The sequence below is a fragment of the Pantoea graminicola genome, from assembly GCF_048452665.1.
Taxonomy (GTDB): domain Bacteria; phylum Pseudomonadota; class Gammaproteobacteria; order Enterobacterales; family Enterobacteriaceae; genus Pantoea.
In genome coordinates this window covers 1-18,664 of record NZ_JBLWSJ010000010.1, presented here as the reverse complement: position 1 = coordinate 18,664, position 18,664 = coordinate 1, and the positions used below count along the sequence as shown (strand labels likewise).

Annotated in this window: 15 protein-coding genes; 9 read left to right on the top strand and 6 right to left on the bottom strand. The window is 54.8% G+C overall.

From position 1 onward, the window contains the following. The first annotated feature begins 145 nt into the window (after positions 1 to 145). Together ACNY69_RS19225 and ACNY69_RS19220 are read left to right on the top strand one after the other, a co-directional pair. Positions 146 to 1,264: a metallophosphoesterase gene (locus ACNY69_RS19225; RefSeq protein WP_418799606.1), complete on the top strand. Its 1,119-nt coding sequence runs from the start codon at positions 146 to 148 to the stop codon at positions 1,262 to 1,264. Positions 1,265 to 1,335: 71 nt separating this feature from the next. Further along, positions 1,336 to 2,136 carry an MBL fold metallo-hydrolase gene (locus tag ACNY69_RS19220; RefSeq protein ID WP_418799603.1) on the top strand — a complete coding sequence of 267 codons (801 nt, stop codon included), beginning with the start codon at positions 1,336 to 1,338 and terminating at the stop codon, positions 2,134 to 2,136. A 54-nt stretch (positions 2,137 to 2,190) separates the two neighbouring features. Here ACNY69_RS19220 and ACNY69_RS19215 read toward each other — a convergent pair whose 3' ends face one another. The 3 genes from ACNY69_RS19215 to ACNY69_RS19205 form a co-directional block, all read right to left on the bottom strand. Continuing rightward, positions 2,191 to 4,116, bottom strand: a complete 1,926-nt coding sequence (locus ACNY69_RS19215) for a methyl-accepting chemotaxis protein (RefSeq protein ID WP_418799601.1) — start codon at positions 4,114 to 4,116, stop codon at positions 2,191 to 2,193. A 419-nt stretch (positions 4,117 to 4,535) separates the two neighbouring features. Next, positions 4,536 to 4,706 carry a hypothetical protein gene (locus tag ACNY69_RS19210; RefSeq protein WP_367396357.1) on the bottom strand — a complete coding sequence of 57 codons (171 nt, stop codon included), beginning with the start codon at positions 4,704 to 4,706 and terminating at the stop codon, positions 4,536 to 4,538. 18 nt (positions 4,707 to 4,724) lie between these two features. Next, on the bottom strand, positions 4,725 to 6,383 hold the full coding sequence (locus ACNY69_RS19205) for a methyl-accepting chemotaxis protein (protein ID WP_367396358.1): 1,659 nt from the start codon (positions 6,381 to 6,383) through the stop codon (positions 4,725 to 4,727). Positions 6,384 to 7,016: 633 nt separating this feature from the next. Here ACNY69_RS19205 and ACNY69_RS19200 point away from each other — a divergent pair. From ACNY69_RS19200 to ACNY69_RS19185, 4 genes are all read left to right on the top strand, one after another. Next, positions 7,017 to 7,301 (top strand): hypothetical protein, encoded by a 285-nt coding sequence (locus ACNY69_RS19200; protein WP_233498941.1) that lies wholly within the window; start codon positions 7,017 to 7,019, stop codon positions 7,299 to 7,301. A gap of 1,203 nt (positions 7,302 to 8,504) precedes the next feature. Then, positions 8,505 to 9,722, top strand: coding sequence for a diguanylate phosphodiesterase (locus ACNY69_RS19195; RefSeq protein ID WP_418799597.1), 1,218 nt, complete (start codon positions 8,505 to 8,507; stop codon positions 9,720 to 9,722). A gap of 171 nt (positions 9,723 to 9,893) precedes the next feature. Beyond that, positions 9,894 to 10,103: a CsbD family protein gene (locus ACNY69_RS19190; protein WP_111138333.1), complete on the top strand. Its 210-nt coding sequence runs from the start codon at positions 9,894 to 9,896 to the stop codon at positions 10,101 to 10,103. A gap of 207 nt (positions 10,104 to 10,310) precedes the next feature. Further along, on the top strand, positions 10,311 to 11,075 hold the full coding sequence (locus ACNY69_RS19185) for a MerR family transcriptional regulator (protein WP_111138334.1): 765 nt from the start codon (positions 10,311 to 10,313) through the stop codon (positions 11,073 to 11,075). A gap of 73 nt (positions 11,076 to 11,148) precedes the next feature. On the opposite strand, the gene ACNY69_RS19180 is transcribed toward ACNY69_RS19185, so the two are convergent. Both ACNY69_RS19180 and ACNY69_RS19175 read right to left on the bottom strand, forming a co-directional pair. Beyond that, the gene (locus tag ACNY69_RS19180) at positions 11,149 to 11,637 is read right to left on the bottom strand and encodes an Hsp20 family protein (RefSeq protein WP_111138335.1); all 489 of its coding nucleotides are present in this window, start codon (positions 11,635 to 11,637) and stop codon (positions 11,149 to 11,151) included. Positions 11,638 to 11,812: 175 nt separating this feature from the next. After that, entirely contained in the window at positions 11,813 to 12,052 is a 240-nt protein-coding gene (locus ACNY69_RS19175; RefSeq protein WP_111138336.1) for a transcriptional regulator, read from the bottom strand. A gap of 366 nt (positions 12,053 to 12,418) precedes the next feature. Between ACNY69_RS19175 and ACNY69_RS19170 the strand changes: the two genes are divergently transcribed. The 3 genes from ACNY69_RS19170 to ACNY69_RS19160 all read left to right on the top strand — a co-directional run bounded on the left by ACNY69_RS19170 (position 12,419) and on the right by ACNY69_RS19160 (position 16,337). Continuing rightward, positions 12,419 to 12,643 (top strand): DUF3606 domain-containing protein, encoded by a 225-nt coding sequence (locus tag ACNY69_RS19170; RefSeq protein ID WP_418799593.1) that lies wholly within the window; start codon positions 12,419 to 12,421, stop codon positions 12,641 to 12,643. 518 nt (positions 12,644 to 13,161) lie between these two features. Next, entirely contained in the window at positions 13,162 to 14,946 is a 1,785-nt protein-coding gene (locus ACNY69_RS19165; RefSeq protein WP_418799590.1) for an EAL domain-containing protein, read from the top strand. A gap of 203 nt (positions 14,947 to 15,149) precedes the next feature. Next, the gene (locus ACNY69_RS19160; RefSeq protein WP_111138339.1) at positions 15,150 to 16,337 is read left to right on the top strand and encodes a diguanylate phosphodiesterase; all 1,188 of its coding nucleotides are present in this window, start codon (positions 15,150 to 15,152) and stop codon (positions 16,335 to 16,337) included. A gap of 1,253 nt (positions 16,338 to 17,590) precedes the next feature. On the opposite strand, the gene ACNY69_RS19155 is transcribed toward ACNY69_RS19160, so the two are convergent. Next, positions 17,591 to 18,664, bottom strand: coding sequence for a RepB family plasmid replication initiator protein (locus ACNY69_RS19155; RefSeq protein ID WP_111138340.1), 1,074 nt, complete (start codon positions 18,662 to 18,664; stop codon positions 17,591 to 17,593).

Genomic DNA, 18,664 nt, shown 5'->3' with positions numbered 1-18,664 from the left:
CCTTGCCGGTTTTCCCCGTTAAGCACAGCGCGTGAAGCATCATCTGTTGCGGCATCGTATACACTACAAAGCGGTATACCGCTTTCATGAACGACCATCTCTTTACTGCCTGCGCTGACGGTCAGCGCCCTACCGGAAAATTGCCATGTTTCACCTGATTTTCAGCTTACCCAGCTGGTATGTCATTGCGCGCGTTATTATTCCTTTGTCTCTGCCTCTGGCCCTGAAGCTCCTGCTCTCCTCTCTGGTGCTGCTGGCCTCACAGTATCTGCTGGTGAGTCGCTTCACGTCGGGCGGCCTCTTCTCCGCTGAAATGCCCCGCCTCATCATCATTCTGTTCAACTGGGCTTACAGCACGGTTCTGCTGCTGGCGCTGTTACAGATGCTGATGGATGCCGTGATGCTGCTCGCCCTGCTGCTGCGTCATCCGCTGGAGCTGGTTCCCGGCGTGCGCTACCTGGCCGTTTGCCTGGCGATGGGGCTGGCGGTGGTCGGGGTGCAGCAGGCTATCCGGGTTCCGCCGGTGAAAGAGGTGACGCTGGTGTTACCCAACCTGCCCGCGGAGTTCGAGGGTTATCAGCTTCTGCAACTGACGGACCTGCACATCACCCGGCTGTTTAATGCCGCCTGGACCCGCGCGATGGTGGAACGGGCGATGTCCCTGAACGCCGATCTGATCGTAGTGACGGGCGATGTCATTGATGGCAGCCTGGCGCACCGGCGGCATGATGTTGCGCCGCTGAGCGGGCTTGCCGCTCCTGACGGCGTCTGGGCAATTACCGGCAACCACGAATATTTCTTTCATCAGGCGATCTGGACAGCCCATCTGGCGTCGCTCGGGCTGCAGCCGCTACTTAACAGTCATACCGTCATCCGGCGCGGCAACGCGAAGCTGGTGATCGCCGGTCTGCCGGATGCCTCCGCGCCCGGCAGAAACGCGACCGGACCCGATCTGGCGCGCGCGCTGGACCAGGCACCAGACGACGCGCCTGTGATCCTGCTGGATCATCAGCCCCGCAATGCCCGTCAGAACGCGGCACGGGGCGTGGATGTGCAGCTCTCCGGTCATACGCATGGCGGCCTGATTATCGGGCTGGATCGGCTGTTTGCGAAGCCCAACGCTGGCTTCGTCTCCGGGCTTTATCAGGTCGATGGGATGCAGCTCTATGTGAATAACGGCACGGCGCTCTGGCCGGGCATGGCGGTCCGGCTGGGCCGCCCCTCGGAACTGACGCGGATCACCCTGCGTCGTCAGCCGCAGTAGCCTCTCGCCAGCCGATGAGTGGGCGGATTTCGCCGGACGGCATAAGCTTGAGTGAGATAAAGGAGATCACTATGACGATGTTATGTACCGCCTGCGGCACCGGTTACCCTCTTCAGGCCACCTATCCGCACTGCAAAATCTGTGAGGATGAGCGCCAGTTTGTTCCGGCCGACGGTCAGCACTGGATCGCGCTGGACGCGCTGCGCGCGACCCATGCCAATCAGTGGAAGGCGCACAGCGACAGGCTGCTGAGTATCAAAACCGTGCCGGCCTTTGCCATTAATCAGCGCGCCTTTCTGCTGCGCACCCCGCACGGCAATGTGCTCTGGGACTGCATTGCCAATCTGGATGACGCCACCTGCACTCTGATCACGGCGCTGGGCGGCATTGATGCGATTGCGATTTCGCATCCGCATTACTACACCACCATGCAGGAGTGGGCCGAAGCCTTTGACGCGCCCATTCATCTGCACGCCCGCGATCGGCAGTGGATTGTGCGGGAGAGTCCGCATATCCGCTTTTGGGAGGGGGAATCACTGACGCTGATGCCCTCCGTTACGCTGATACGACTGGGCGGACATTTTCCCGGCGGCAACGTGCTGCACTGGGATGAGCATGGCGGCGTCGTGCTGGCGGGTGACATTATTCAGGTTACGCCGGGTGCGCATGGCGCGTCCTTTATGTGGAGCTATCCCAATATGCTACCACTGTCGGCCGCAACGGCAGGCGATATTCTGCACCGGCTTTCCGGCGTGACGTTTGATCGGCTCTATGGTGCTTTTGACGGTCAGGATATGCCTTACCAGGCTAAAGAGAAGGTGATGCGGTCGGGAAAACGCTATCTGGCCTGTCTGCGGGATCATCAGGCATAGCGGGATGGAATGCCTGAAAGCAGACAGCCACCCGCAGGTGGCTGTCTGGCGCCGTTATGCCGTCTGGAACACGGCCACCATCGTGCGAAGCTGCCCTGCCCGCGCGGCCAGCTCATCGGCTGACGAGGCTGACTCTTCCACCAGCACGGCGTTCTGCTGCGTTACCTGATCCATCTGGTTCACCGCAATATTGACCTGCAGGATGCCGCTGCTCTGCTCTTCCGATGAGGAGGAGATATCACGCATCAGCTGAGAGGTCTGTTCAATGGCGCTGACGCTCTGCTTCACCTTGTCGCTGGCGTTCTGCGCCATCGCAATGCCTTCCTGCGCATGACCCACTGACTGCTCGATCAGGCCCTTGATCTCTTTTGCTGCACTGGCCGAACGTTGTGCCAGCGCCCGGACTTCGGAGGCCACCACCGCAAACCCTTTGCCCTGCTCACCGGCACGCGCCGCTTCCACCGCCGCATTCAGCGCCAGAATATTGGTCTGGAAGGCGATGCTGTCGATGACCGAGGTAATCTCTTCAATTTTACCCGAGCTGCCACGGATTTTATGCATGGTTTCCATCACGGAATCCATGGCGGCCCCACTGGAGAGTGCCGCCTGGGTCGCGGACTCGGCGCGATCCGAGGCAAAGCGAGTGTTATCCGCATTCTGCTGAATGATGGCGGCCAGCTGCTCCATACTGGCCGCCGTTTCCGCCAGTGAAGCCGCCTGCTCCTCGGTGCGTGACGACAGGTCACCATTGCCGCGCGCGATCTCTTCCGATGAATTTGCAATCGTGGCAGCGTTGGTTTTGATATCGGACACCAGCTGGGAAAGACGCTGCTGCATGCGCAGCAGTGCATTCAGCAATTCCGCCATTTCGTTGCTGCCGGAAACGGTCATCAGTGCCGTCAGGTCGCCTGCTGCCACACGGCTGGCCACTTCTACCGCCTCTTTGACCGGACGCGTTACCGAGCGGGTGATCATGACAGCCACAATAATGGCCAGCAGCGCCACCGTCAGCAGGCCTGCCAGCAGCAGATACTGTGACTGGCGTTTCTGTTCGATCTGAACCTCCATCATCTGCTCCAGCCGGATGCTGCTCTGGTTGCCCAGTTCGGCGTAACGGTTGATCGCCTGCGTGAAGACCCGGACATATTCAACCGGTGCCACGCTGGCGTGCCCGCTGACAAAAAGGCTATCCGCCAGCTGCAGCGCATCCTGTGCCTGCTGACCGGCGTCCTGAGCCAGCCCGGAAAAGGCACTTTTCAGCGCCGGTTCAATGGAAAAAACTTTGTCCATGTTTTTGCTGAACTGCGTCAGCGCCGTTCTGCCGTTGTCGATTTGAAACGCCAGACGACTGCGATCGGTATCTGAGATGTTACCGGACGCAATCAGCGAGGTGCCATTGGCGCGGATCTGACCCAGGGTTTCAGTCAGCAGCGGCAGGCGGCTGTAAATACTGACGATCAGCTGATAGGTATTTAAATCTGCATCCAGCGAGAGCTGATAGAAATCCAGCACATCCTGATTCGTATCAAGCAGACTCTGAATCAGATGCGCGTGGCGTGTCAGGCTGGTTGCCAGCGTCAGCTGGCCCGCATTGATATCATTCTGCAACTGATCCCACTCCTGATTAACCTGCTGCAGCAACTTCAGCGGAGGCGCCTGTTCATCATCCTTGCGCAGATCGTCCTCAATCGTCCGGATTAACGTGTTGATTTGTGTTACCAGTTCCATACGGGGTGCGTTATCTGCCTTATTCAGGGAGATGGCGATAGCGCTCTCTGCACGATGGCGCTGCAACAGGTTGAGAAGTTTCAGGACTTTTTTCTCAACCGGTATACCCGATAGCTCAACATTTTTAGTTTCAATAAGTTCATTGCCCGTCTGCATAAACAGGAAGGTAGGGAGAATAAACAGTATTAACGCAAATGAACCCAGTAACAGGAACTTCGCAGGTAAATTAATCCGGTCGAGTATTTTCTTCATTATTTCCGCTCTGATGTGTGTGAGGTGTGCAGGGTAGCCATGCACAAAATGTGTGATGTAATTTTATTTTTACCTTTTTTGTGCCATAGCCATACGCGCCCTATCTGGCGAAATAATGCTATGAACAAAGGGGATTCCTTTAAACGTTCAGAAATACATATCACAACGGAAAGGAGTATAGGTTGCGTTCTGTTATTTTACAGTGGATAAAATGACGATATTTACTGCAACTTTCGCTTAAGCCAAACCCGATAATATACATATAAAACAGAGAGATAAATCAATAGTACTGCATTAAATCATTTTAGCCGTTAGCCTGACTTCAGCATGGGTGCGATGAAAAAAAATAAATTCAAGATAAACAGGTCGTCGCCGATAACTGCGCTTCGCGGTCTGTCTTATCAATTATCATTCCGCTATTAACCACTATCCCCTCTTTCAACTGAAATAGCGCCGCCACCGCCTGTACCTCTGAAGAGGTAATCTGTTCTTTCCTTTTTTATTATGAAATCGTTTTCATCCATTTTTAACACAGGCGTCTGTTTTACTTTTCGCAGGAATAAAAAAAGCCCCCATAGTGTGGAGGCCATGATATGACGCATCAGCAATCAGAAGCTTTCCCAGTTTGCCTGCGCCACATCGATGCGCTGGCGCTCAGGCCAGGGCGGCTGAAAAGCCGGTCGACGCAAAGACGCCGCCTGCGGCTGCGGCGCGGCACGTCTGTTACTCTCCAGCGTAAAGCTGGCGACCAGGCCTGACAGCGTCTCCGCCTGCTCCTGTAGCGATTTCGAGGCGGATGACGCTTCTTCCACCAGCGAGGCGTTCTGCTGTGTCACCTCATCCATCTGGCCAATCGCCTGATGAACCTGCTCAATGCCTTTGCTCTGCTCAGACGTTGCCGCTGCAATCTCATTGACCAGATCGGCGACCTGCTGAATTGCCTGCCGGACATTTTCACTGTTTGAACCGACTCCGCCTGCCTGCTCTAAGCCCTGTTCAACCTGTGAAACGGACGTTGAAATCAGATCCTTAATCTCGCGTGCGGCAGAAGAGGAGCGCTGTGCAAGGTTACGCACTTCGGAGGCGACCACCGCAAAGCCGCGGCCATGTTCACCGGCACGCGCCGCTTCAACCGCCGCATTCAGTGCCAGAATATTGGTCTGAAACGCGATACCCTCGATCAGCCCGGTGATTTCAGAGATTTTGGCCGAGCTGGCGCGGATATCATCCATCGTTGTCAGCATCTGCTTCACGGCTGTGCCATTCTGGATTGACATCTGATTGGCGCTATTGGCCAGTGTGCTGGCCTGATTTGCGCCTTCTGCGTTCTGCCGCACCGTTTCGCTCAGCGTCGCCATACTGGCGGACGTCTGCTCCAGCGAAGCCGCCTGCTCTTCGGTACGCGCCGAAAGATCTTCATTGCCCGCTGCGATCTGCGTCGAACCGGTGCTGACCGATTGTGCTGCGTGACTGACAGAGAGCAGCGTGCCGGATACCCGGGCCAGCAGCTGGTTGAAGGCTGACGCCGTTTTGCTGATTTCATCCTTTCCGCGAACCTCAGCCGTCTGGGTCAGGTCAAGGGTATGACTCACCTGCGTCATGGTATTGACCATGCCAGTCAGACTTTTTCTGATGCCCAGGATAACCCTGGTGGAGAAGGCAGCCAGTATCAGGATCAACAGCAGTGAGCCGCCCGACATCCCCCACAGGGTCCGGGCGTAGATGCGCTTGTTCTCAGCGCGGAGCTGTTCGCCAATGTCGATATTCAACTGAATCTGACGGGTGTAATCGGACTCCAGCTTGCGGGCTGCGGCACCTATACCATTCTCGCCCTGTAGCAGTGGCAACGTGACGTTGTCATCATGGGCGCGCGATGCGGCCAGAAAGGCGGGTAATGCGCTGCGCACGGCATCCAGGTCTTTTTCAGCCTGCTCAGTTAATGCCCTGTCTTCTTCATTCGAGATGTCGTTCGCCATGTAATAGGCATTCAACGCCTTAATCTGCTGCAGCAGATTCTCGATACGCTCTTCCGCAGCCGGAAACTTTTCCGCATCGCGGGTGCTGTGATGGCGATAAAGCGCGATGCCCAACTGATTGGTGACGCTGATCGATTTGTTCAGGTCGCGAATGCTGGGCACCGCATTTGTCTGCACATATTCGAAACGCGACTGAAAGCCCGAAATGACAGATAAAGAAATAATCACCAATGCAATCAGCGACATTGCAAGCAGTGAGAAGATTAGCATAAGACGCTGTGTAATAGTCATGAAGAGATCCCCGGTAGAAGATAAAACTAAAAATGGCCAACATGCCGATCATTCTTATCGGCGGCCGAGTGCGGGGCTTTAACGGATCACAGCGCCGTTATTTTTATCTTGCGACTGTCAAAAAATGGACTAAGTAAGAGCCCGACGCTTGCAGGCTGCGTGCGACTGTTAGCGGTATTGGTGGCAACGCCACCGGCCATGCCGGGCTACCTCTCTCTGCTGTATAGCCCTGCGCATCCGACACCCTTTCGCCCCTGCTCTGGTCTCCCTGCCGGAGTGATACGCTGCCGGCGATCGGATCGTCACCTATAAGATGGCCCTCCGGGTTCAGGCACGTTCAGGTAATCTGCCCGATCAGACATAAAGAGAAGAGACGCGAATAGGCTGCCCTGCGGTTGTTTAACTTAACAGCGAACTCAGGGTCAGCCTGCTGACCGCGACAGGCTGAGATTTTAGCCATTTGTGGCAGGGCCAGATTAAATCAGTGAATCGGCTGGCGGAATGCTGATTCTGGTCTATGCTCACTGGCCCGACCAGGCTTAAGCCTGTCAGGAATCAATAACGCGTACAATAAAAAAGGTCGTTGTCATGAATTTAGCTCAATTTGAAACCAGAACCGGTCTTTGGCCACACATGCAATTTACGGACGTTGAATATGAAGTGTGCAGCAGAGGCGTGGAGATCTACGCCATCGATGTCAGCCGCCAGACCAAAAGCAAGCTGTTCATCTGTCGCGTTGCAAATGAGCAGCAGGCCGCCTCGCTGACAGCGCAGTTTAAAGAAGGGTTACCGAAGATAAAGCTCAAAAAACGCAAAATCGCGATGAAGCGGGCCAGCATCGCCTGTGAGAAAAGCGCTGTTACCAGTGCAAACTATCAGGATCGGGCTGCACAGCGTCAGTCTGCCTCCAGAGCCTGACTGGAGAACAGGCCGGCGTTTTCAGCGGCGGCCGGCCCTGGGATGCCTGCCTTTATCTTTGTTCTGGTGCTGCGGCGCGTTGAAAGGCGCATCGCGGCAACCTGACACAGACGGCACTTCCCCGCCTCAACGGAGATGTCACGGAAAGCAGAGACAGGGTTCACTGATTTGCCACGCGCGTTGTGCTGTCGCAAAGTCGCGGGGAGTGACAGAACAGCGCGCCCACGTCATCGCGCCGTATCGCTTCCCTGAATGCGGTCTGGATCTCATGATCCCGAAACTTACACCTGGGTAGGGGCATCCTCTAAGCAGGAAGTCACTGTGCTGATAAACAGTGGAAGGGATCAGGTCTGTACGCTTAACCGGTAATGGATGCGGAAATGAAGGCAGATTGTGGCCAGCGATAGCCGAAGCGGCAGTGTCAGGCAGACTTTAATCCAAATCTTAGAAATCGTTTTCAGAACAGATTAACTTACTGATTTTGAAATACTTTAACCATGGTTAAATTTTGAACTATTTGCACGCTCATGAAAAAAAGGGCTAACCGCAGCGGCATCTCAGGCGGTTTTGCCCTATCTTTAAATGGCGCTGTAAAGAAATCCACATTTTTTACAGCGTGTTCTGACTCCTACCCTTGCCCCCTCTGAACAGGGGGCACTTTTTCCGATTACGGTGAGGAATTCTCCTGAATGCGCCAGGTCGCCATCCCTGCCCGGTGGGTTAGGTTGAGTTGCCATTTGGAAAAGAGTTGCCATTTGGAAAAGTGGTTGATTTGTAACCTGATGATTCACAGGCTGAACCAGCGTCGTCCCGCCCGGTCAGTAATTATTTGAATTGCAATGAATTTCCCGAATCTGCCGGAAAACTGAACGTTACCGGCTGTAAAAGCCAGCCAGAACAGCATGGTGCGGGGAACAGAAAGTGGGTCATAATCAGGCCCTGCCCGATTGACCGGCGCCTCACCAGGGATGCCGTGACGTAATAATAATGTGATTTTACCGCTGTTTGTCCCCGCTTTTGCAGGGGCTTTTCTCCCTGCCTGACCTTTTTATCTGCTGTTTTACACCGGACTGACAGATCACCTGCCTGTTCGCTTCTGTTGATACGGCAGGCAGAATCGCACAATGGCCACAGCTCTGCCCTTAAGACGCGATAGTTCTGTGATATGTTTAGTCGGTCGCTATCTGCCATGTGAGTCCGCTTATGCTCTCCACCCTGATCTACCGTAGCCAGCTTGCGGGTTCTGTCTCGCCAGAGCGGTTAAAAGCACTGGTAGAGCGCGCCAGCGTTAAAAATGCCGAGGCGAATGTCACCGGGATCCTGCTCTATAACGGTCAGCATTTTTTTCAGGTACTGGAAGGCAGCGTTGATAATGTCAACAGGGTTTACCAGCGCATCAGTTCGGACGATCGCCATTTTAACCTGATTGAACTGATGCGGGACTACGCGCCTGCCCGTCGCTTTGGTGATACCGGAATGGCGCTGTTCGATCTACGCGATTATCCGAAACACGACGAAGTTGATGCCCTGCTAAAACGGGTCACGCTGAGTGATGAGCGGATCAGGCATGACAGAGTCGTGAAGTTCCTGCGGTCTTTCGTTGAAGGGCGGGACAAAGAGACGTTTATCGAAATCGATCCTGCCAGCGAATGGACGCTGATCGCGCCCTCTCTCACCCCGGCACAACCCGCCTTTCAGCCGGCAGCGGATCAGCACTGCGAATTTGCCCTACAGCCCATCGTGGATACTGCAAACCGCCAGATTGTTTCCTGCGAGGCGTTGATTCGCGGTCAGCGCGGATCTTCGCCCGCCGACTATTTTTCCCGGCTGCCTGAAGATGAGCGTTATCAGGCCGATCTCGACTCCAAAACCTACGCTTTCCAGCTGGCGCGGCATCTGGGACTGCAGGAGCAGACCCTGTCCGTCAATCTGCTGCCTATGTCACTGGTGATGATCGAGGATGCCGTAGCGTACCTGATCGCTCAGATCAGACAGCAGGGCCTGCGGCCGGAGCAGATCGTGGTTGAAGTGACGGCAGATGAGATTATTTCCCGCTTCGATGCCTTTCATCTGGCGGTTAAGCAACTCAAAGCCGCCGGGATCAGTCTGGCGCTCGACGATTTTGGCGCGGGTTTTGCCGGTTTATCTCTGTTAGCTGATTTTCAGCCTGACAAAGTAAAAATCGATCGTAAGCTCATCACCGATATCCATCGCAGCGGCCCGCGTCAGGCCATTGTGCTGGCGATCCTGAAATGCTGCCAGGCGCTGGAGATTACCGTCATCGCGGAAGGCGTTGAAAAAATAGAAGAGTGGCTCTGGCTCGAAAGTGCCGGCGTTCGCTACTATCAGGGCTTTCTGTTTGCCCGCCCGGCGCTGAACGCCCTGCCCGAAGTGCACTGGCCAGCCCGTCGTCCTGTCTGATCGCGTCAGAGCCTCTCCCGTCCGTCGCCCTTTTACTCAGAGTTTGATGCCGCTCACACCGCTTCGCTGCAAAAAGCAAAAGCTGTGCCATGCTTGATCCATCTGACAGCCATCAGGCAATACAGATATCCACCAGGTCCCTGGACAAAAACCGTAATCAGGAGAATCACCATGAACGAAGATCGCATTGGCGGTAACTGGAAGCAGTTCAAAGGTAAGGTGAAGGAAAAATGGGGCGATCTCACGGATGACGACATGACCGTTGTTGAAGGGAAGCGCGACCAGCTGGTCGGCAAAATTCAGGAACGCTACGGCTACGAAAAAGATCGTGCCGAAAAAGAAGTCAAAGACTGGGAAGATTCTAATAAGTACCAGTGGTAACGCGTTACCTGCCGCCGGGCATTGCTATGCCCGGCACCTGTCCTGCCCGCCGCTCTCCCTCTCTGTCTGCCTGCTGAATGTCATGTTGTGTCCTGTCTTAAAATAAGACAAATAATTTGGAAATGATGGTTTCTTTATTCAATCCCGACGCGCATAATCTGCTCATCTTCCCTGAATCGGGGATCGTTAAGTTTTCGGATATCCACTATGCCCCATCACTCTACCGACACCGTCTGTGGCCTTGTCGGTGTTCTGCCCGAAACTCTGCGCCGCTGGCGCCGGGCCGGACTGATAACACCACCAGGAGCAACGGGCTATTCCGACCAGCAGCTTACGCGCGCGCTATGCGTTCGCGAAATGACGTCAGGCGGCCATACGCTTTTTGATATCCACGCTGCGCTTAACTGGCCCGGCGTGACGCTGCCTGGCGGCTGGGCCTGCCGCGAAGAGGATATGCTGCAGCTGCTGGCCTCCTATCCGGACGCCGATATTGAACGTGAACTGCAGATGATGAGCACAGACTACTGTAGCGATGACTACGTTAATCGCTATCTCCGGCCGCTCAATCTCTGGCTGCGCAGTGATCTCAGTGAAGGTGCGGCGCAGCGTCAGATGCGCTTTCATACAGCGGTGCTCAGGCAGTGGGAACAGCTGGCACGGGGCGCTCTTCGACGCAGTACCGTGCCGCTGTTTCTTGAGGCGGTCAGCGTCACGGATGAAACGGAAATCTGGATGGAAGCGATCCGGCTGAACGGCCAGGGATTCCGGGTGGAAGTGGCTGCGGAAGCATCCGGCGTTCCTGCCGTGGCACAACAACGTTTTGAGCATCACCTCATGTGGTGCGGCGATGGTATCTGCGCCCAGATGAAAGCGGCTTTTCACGCCAGTCTTGAGGCAGGTGAACCCGTCATGCTTACGGGCACCGATACTGCGCTGCGGTCGCCGGTTAAGCCAAAAGCCACCAGCACCTGACCACGACTCGCCTCTTTCTTCTCATAAATCAAAAAAGGCGGAACAGCCTGAGCCGTTTCCGCCCGGGATAGCATTACTGATGTTCAAGCGTGCGCGGACCGTCGGTCGCAATCGGGATGCGGCGCGGTTTTTCGCTCTCCGGAATTTCCTGATACAGGTCGATCTTCAGTAAGCCTTCCGCCAGCGTGGCGCCCGTGACCTTCATGTGCTCGGGAATCGAAAAGCTCAGCTGAAAATCGTGTCGGGCGATGCCGCGATGGATCCAGCCGCCCTCCTCCTGACGGGGTTCGCCGGACGTTTCCTGACTGTCTTTTTCTCTGTGACCCGCCACGGAAAGCCGTCCGCCACGATGCTCGATCTCCAGTTCCTGCTCTTTCCAGCCCGGTACGCTCACGGTCAGCGCATAACGATGATGCTCAAAACGCTGCAGGTCATAAGCGGGCGCTGCAGAAACGGGACTGTCGCCTGTCAGCTGACTGAATAATTTATCGATGCGGTTGAAGCGATCTGAAAACACAGAATCCGCCAGTGAAGGGAATGCTGAGAAGGGTTGTAATGACATAGTGATAATCTCCTGAACAGGTTCATCCAAAAGTTCATCTGACCGGTTTAACTCTCCCGGTCATCTCCCTGAATAGGGATAAGCGGTCAGCTTTCAAGTCGGCAAAGCGCACTTTTTTTTCCGCCTGCCGACGGAGATTGATCCTGAGCGTGAATATCAGAGCTTCACGCAGCCCCTATTTTTTATTCTGCGGTGCCAGAACGTAATGCGGATGACGCCCGGCCAGCAACAGCAACAGTTCATATTCGCCCTGACTCAACAAGGCCGGATTGACTGCGGCTTCTTTGGTTTGCCAGACACGCAGGCTGAGATCGAAACGTTCTGCCGCACTCTGCTGGGAAAGTCCGGCGGCCAGCCGAAGTTCACGCACATTACTCTGGACAACCACAGGCGGCTGGGGGGGACGATTAACCAAACAACGCTCCTTCAATAGGGTGGAACCGCCAGCGATCACAGCAGCGTTATCACGTAAAGCGAAGCGATCCGAAAGCGGTCAGAGAAAAGACCAGTGAATAATTGACTATTTTAAATAAATGTCAAATTTCAGGTCAGCCATTTTCACCACATCCTGTCACAAGCGAAGCGGTATATTTTGACTTAAAGAGGACTTTTCTATTTTGTTTGAGTGTTTTAATTTGCGGGCCAGGAATTATCCTGTTGTTCGCCCGGAACGCTTTTCAGGGATTAATCCGCTATCTCACTGCTTCTTTCTTCATCAGGATGGGCGCTTCGTCTGAAGCCTCTTTTCAGGCGAATCATTGCAACCCGAGGAGGAAAATAAATGAAACACGCTATCCAGCGTCGCTCACCCGACGATCTGTCACAGGTCGACATTCGTGAACAGTGGCAAATCACCTACTGGACACAGGGACTGGGCACGACACAGGAGAGGCTGACGCGTGCAATCCGCGAAAACGGGCCACAGATAGAACAGGTACGTGCGTGGCTGGCGCAGAATCCGCCACGTCGCCGTCCGGCCCAGCCGCTGAATGGCATCAAACGCTAAACTGTCTGCTGACTGACACGCTGTGTTAACGCCAGCCTCAGAGTGGATGCCCCGCTCTCTGCCGGGTTTACGCGGAGCAAAACGCTCAGCGGGCCTTAGTGCTTTCCCGGCTTTTACCTGCTGTTTTAACAGGTTACCTTTTCTGCCCCCTATGGCCTGCTATTCTCAGTCTGACCTGGCCGGATTTTTACTGTCGGAACCGGGTTAATGCTATTGTTAACCTGCCCGGATGTGAAATGTTCATACACAGGAAATAGATATTCACACTTCTGAAGACTCAGCCTGCAAATATAAAATCACCATCGGTCATTCGTATCACCCTGCTTCGATTAAATTTTCGAATCGTAAATCCCCCTTTTCTGCGTTAAAGAAAATAATAAGAGACACCCGCCGCGCACTCACCTATCATCCTGATGAAAATAAAAAATACGCACTATTTCCTGCCGCCCGAATGAAATTTCGCTCCGGGCAGTTTTCTTTTTCGCTCCGTAATCAGACGGTGCGGGGGTTTTACACACATGCTCAACCATTTACACGGCGACAGTGAGCGCCGAAGCCGTGCCTTACAGGCGCTGCGTGATCCCGACGAGAGTCGCGATGACGTATTACGCAAATTTGTCAGGCTGGCCAGTCAGGCCCTGGGGATCCAGGGCAGCTTTATCTCTGTGCTGGATGATGAGTTTCAGACCATCCGCGCATCTCATAATTTTGATCTGCAGCGTTCAACGCGGGCGGACTCTCTCTGCCGCCATGTGGTTGACAGCGACAGCGCGGTGATTGTCCCCGATACCTATCACGATGCGCGTTTTGTTACCCATCCGCTGATCACCGGTGCGCCTTTTATACGCTTTTACGCGGGTGTGCCTCTGAAAACCCGCGACGGTATGATTCTTGGCACACTCTGCGTGACCGACACCGAACCGCATGCCTTTGCCTGCGATCAGGTCACCACACTGACGCTGCTCTCAACCCTGGTGATGTCCTTTCTGGAAGCCTGGCATTCGGCAGGGTTTACCGATCCGGTCACCGGATTGCCTAACCGTCAGCGCCTGATCCGTGATTTGCAGTATATGGCCGTTGCCGGGGATATCACGCCGCGCCGCCTGGTTCTGATCGACTGTATTGATATGTCGCGCGCTTATGAGATGGCCCGCACCATGGGCATGAGTCCGGTTGAGAGCCTGCTGAAAGATATGGCGACCCTGCTGCCGCTGCGCCTGCGGCCGGCAGTGGGCGAGATGATTTACACCGTGGCAACGGGCCGGTTTGCCATTCTGACGCGAGCGGATAGCCGGCTCAGCGCAGCCTGGGTCGCCGGTCGTCTGGAAGGGATCAGCGCAGACATTGATGAGGGGCTCTCTGTTGCTCTTACGCCGCATACCGGAGAAGCGGGCTTTGTGGCAGGCAGCATGTCAGCGTCTGACGTGCTGCGCCGGGCCAGCACAGCGCTGAATGAAGCGGTAGGCCGCGGGCTACCCTCTCAGCGCTTTGATGAAGAGGCGGAAACGCAGCGCTCAGAAGATTTCCTGCTGATGACCGATCTTAAAACCGCGCTGCGTCAGAATATCGGGCTTTATATGGTCTATCAGCCGAAAATCTGTTTGCTGAAGGGTAAGCCGGTCGGACTGGAGGCGTTAATCCGCTGGAAACACCCCTGCCGGGGCGAACTTTCACCCGGCGCATTTATCCCGCTGGCTGAGCAGACAGACCTGCTCTCTGTGCTGACCGAGTGGATTATCGATAAAGCCATTGAACGTCTCAGCCGCCTGCGGAATCACTGCATTCAGTTGCCACTGACGATTAACGTCAGCGTACGCGACTTTGCCCGCGAAGGGTTTGCCGCCGGGCTGGAAAGTAAAATGCAGAAGGCTAAGCTGCCGACTTCTCTGCTGGGCATCGAATGCCTTGAGACAGAGCGTATTCTGGAAAGCCCGACCGCCCTGCGCGGGCTGGAGATGCTCAGAGAGCGGGGATTCACGATTTCACTCGATGATTTTGGTGCCGGCTATAGCAACATCAGCTATCTGCGTCGTATGCCGCTGGATGTGATCAAGCTGGACCGTTCCCTGATCAGTGAGCTTTCCTCCGATACGGCTTCACGCATCATCGCCCGCAGCATCATCGCCATGCTGAAAGAGCTGGACTATACCGTCGTGGCAGAGGGGGTTGAGTGTACGGATACGGTGGCCTCCCTGACCGAATATGGCTGCGATCAGGCTCAGGGCTTCTTCTATTCGAAACCGTTAGACGAGGAGGCGCTGGATCAGTGGCTTCACTGGAAGCTGCGGGGGGAGTGTATTTAATGCAACACGGCGCGTAGGATTGCGGTTGCATCGTTTTGTAGCGTTACGGATAGTGCCTGCTGCTCCTCCGGCTCGCCTTTTTTGCCGCTTTGCTTACCGCCGCCTTATGTGGTGCACACTGTGCGGGATCCGGCAAAGAAGGATGAAACATTTTTTGAACAATGTTAGCGTGTGCGCAACAACCATATGAACAGGAGCTGCACATGTTAACTACTATAATTTATCGCAGCCATATTTCAGATGATTTTCCGGTCAGAACCCTGCCAGAGATGGTCGATAATGCCAGTAAAATCAATACGTCTCACGGCGTGACCGGCATTCTGCTTTTCAACGGCACGCACTTCTTCCAGCTGCTTGAAGGCCCGGAAGCGGGCATTCTCGCAGTTTATGAGCGAATCTGTGCTGACCGCCGGCACCATAATGTCGTAGAACTGATGCGTGACTATGCGCCATACCGCCGCTTCGGTAATGCAGGCATGTCACTGTTCGACCTGCGCGAACATGATCGCTCATCTCTGCTTCAGGCGGTTCTGGATAAGGGGACGTCAAAATATCAGCTGACCTATGATGATCGGGCACTGCAATTCCTGCGTACCTTCGTCGAGTCCCGCGAAAAAGAGAACTATTACGAGGTTCTCCCGCCGGGTTACTGGGAATTTATTTCCGAACACGATGAGGCGCCCGCGTCGAGTCCGGAAACAGAAGGCGTCACCTTCCGCCCGGTCGTCGATCCGCTGGCGCGTCGGGTGACGGCGATTGAAGCAACCACGGTTCGTCCGGCAACGTCCGGGGAGATCGCTGGCGATGCGCTTTACGCCGAAGACCTGGAAACCCTCAAACAGACCTTCAGCCATGCCGGCAGAGTCTGTCCTGATGATATGACGCTCTACGTCAGTCTGCTGCCGATGACGCTGGTAATTATCCCCGATGCCGTCACGCAGATCCTGGCTGCGATTGAGCAGGCAGGACTTGTGCCTGAACAGGTTGTGATCGGCGTCAGTGAAACCGCCGTGATTTCGCAGCTGGAGGCCTTCTCTGACGCCGTCCGCGCCCTGAAAGCCGTCGGCATCAGCCTGTCGATCGACAATTTCGGTGACGGTTCAGCAGGATTATCCCTGCTCACCCATATTCAGCCTGATCGCATCCGTATCGATGCCGGGATCACCCGCGACGTTCATCGCAGCGGACCTAAACAGGCAGTGGTACAGGCCATTATCAAATGCTGTTCAGCGCTGGAGATCACCGTTATCGCGGCGGGCATCGTTCAGGCTGAAGAGTGGATGTGGCTGGAAGCGGCTGGGGTTATCAACTTCCAGGGCACACTGTTTGCGGCTGCGGGTCGCTACGAGGCGCAGTCTGTCGCCTGGCCGGAATACCGGGAAGCGATGTAACCTTCGCTCTGCGCATCATGAAAAGCGGCACATCAGAGTGCCGCTTTTTTTAGCCGCAGCCAGAGACTGCATCACGCCCACCTCCTGCACTGCGATGTCACCCTCTTTTTTCCTGCGTGACCATGTCACGAGATCCCGTTGATGCTGGATCCACCCTGCGGCTTAATGCCTTTAGATAACCACTGTAGCGAGTAGTCCAGTCCGGCGGCGTAAGGGATCCCCGAGGGCCTTTTCATCGACGCCGGTATCATAATGCACCAGATATTTACTGTAGCGAGTGCCCTTTTATATGAGCCTGCATGTGGAAGGTATTGCGTAATATCAGCACCGAGCGACAGCGTGTCAGCCTCTATGCATCGGTTCTGGCAGCCTGAGGACTGATCGTCAGCTAAGCTTCTCGTTTTGATAACCACTATAGCGAGAACACCGGAAACGACCGGCACATGCGGCGGTAACGGGCACATCGTCCCCTCGGCGGGCGATTAAAGCGTGTATTACGGAGCCACTCCGGGTGTCCGGCATTATCCGGACTGGCATCAGACCCGTTACGGTTAACCACTGTAGCGAGTAGTGCTATATCAGCAAAAGAAGGTGACAGTCTGTGAAAAAACGATGACACAGGCCCTGAAATGATAGTAAGTGCTTACATTTACAGGTAAGAGGCTGCTGCAATCACAGCGATCGCATGATAACAACCACTATGGTGAGTAAACTGCGCTTTTCTGTTCTCATCTGATAACCACTGTAGCGAGAACGTTTACTCTGCCAGCACGATAATCCGTGCAGTAAACAGGCGATTGGTCGGAAAAGTGAGCGGGTAACCACTATAGCGAGTTAATCATGGGACAGGAATGAGGGCTTCAGATGCTCTGACAGAGCAGATAACCACTATAGCGAGTTTATCCGGACGAGCACAGGCTCCTTTGTGCCCCTGTGGACCGCAAAACGCACCGCATCAGCCTCGCCGCAATCCCATGAAAAGAGAAAATAACCACTGTAGCGAGTAAACAGCAGAGGTTTCCAGACCGTCAACCCTGCAGATAGCCGTGAGTAACCACTGTAGCGAGTAAAATTCTCGCCCCATCCTGTCGATCAGGATAACGGATGAGCCGCAGTGTGACGGGGATACAGAGATCGACGACAGTAAGCTCAGGAGACAACGCTTCAGAGGTAACCACTGTGGCGAGTAACCTGACTCGCTACAGTGGTTGCAGAAAGATAACGGAAGATCTGCCGCCTGCCGGGCATAGCCATTACAGCTTCTTTTGCTTACGGATCTTGTTCAGTAACTCTATTTCCTCGCGCGAAACCATAACCAGCTCACTGCTCTCCTCTGCGAGCAGCGGTTCAGGCAGGCTGACGTCAATCACGTCGGGATCGATATCCAGATCGTCAAACTCATCCATCTCATCATCGATCAGGCCCGACTTGCTGAGCGGCAGTTCGGCCGGGCGCAGCTTCGGATGGCGATAGTGGACCCAGAAGTAAACTGACGAGCCGCGACGCGTTTCGGTGTAGTCGAGATAACCAATCTCTTTTAACTGCTCCATGGCCTTTCTGACGGTGGCATTCTGGGTGATCACGCGCGAGGTCAGATTAAGCCGGGCGCGCAGACGCGCCATGGAGATCGGTGCCGGTTTTGGCGGCAGGCTTTCGATAAAGGTGTAGAGCGCCTGAGCAGACTCTTTGCGTGCCAGCTCATTGATGGCTTTCAGCTGCAGCAGAACCTTTCTGTCGAACTGATAGAGTTCAAAGATCTTGGGATCGGCCTGCAGCGTGACCGTATCCTTTTTAATGCTGTATTTGGCCGACTGCACCAGGTGCGTGGTGTAGTTTTCGCCGCCTTTGCTGGTAAACGTCAGGGTATTGGAGGCGATGCGCGTCAGCGACGCATCCAGACGGCTCCTGAGCTTCGAGGAGAGCCGCGCAGAGGGTATACCGCAGAGTTTGGCAAACTCAACGAATGAGAGCGTTACCGTGTCTCCCAGACACTCATGCGTGGCAAATGCCCGAATGATCCCCACCCAGGTTTTAAAGTCGTTATCCATATCCAGCCGCGCACCCAGAATCTTGATGTTGTCATAGCCTTCAGACCTGACCAGGGATAACTGTTTCAGATCCTGGGTCACATCCATGGCGTTCATCTGGTTTTTCTGACTGCGAGCGGTGGATTTAAGCGTAGGAACAAACAGGCCGAGTCGCATCAATGCAACCGGCTGCACGGTGTTATTACTGTTGGGAGTCAGCGTAACAACCTCCCCCGTGCGTTTATCAGTTTCGCTAAACGCATCCGCTATGTTCAGGATATCTGGTTCTTTTCTTGGCAT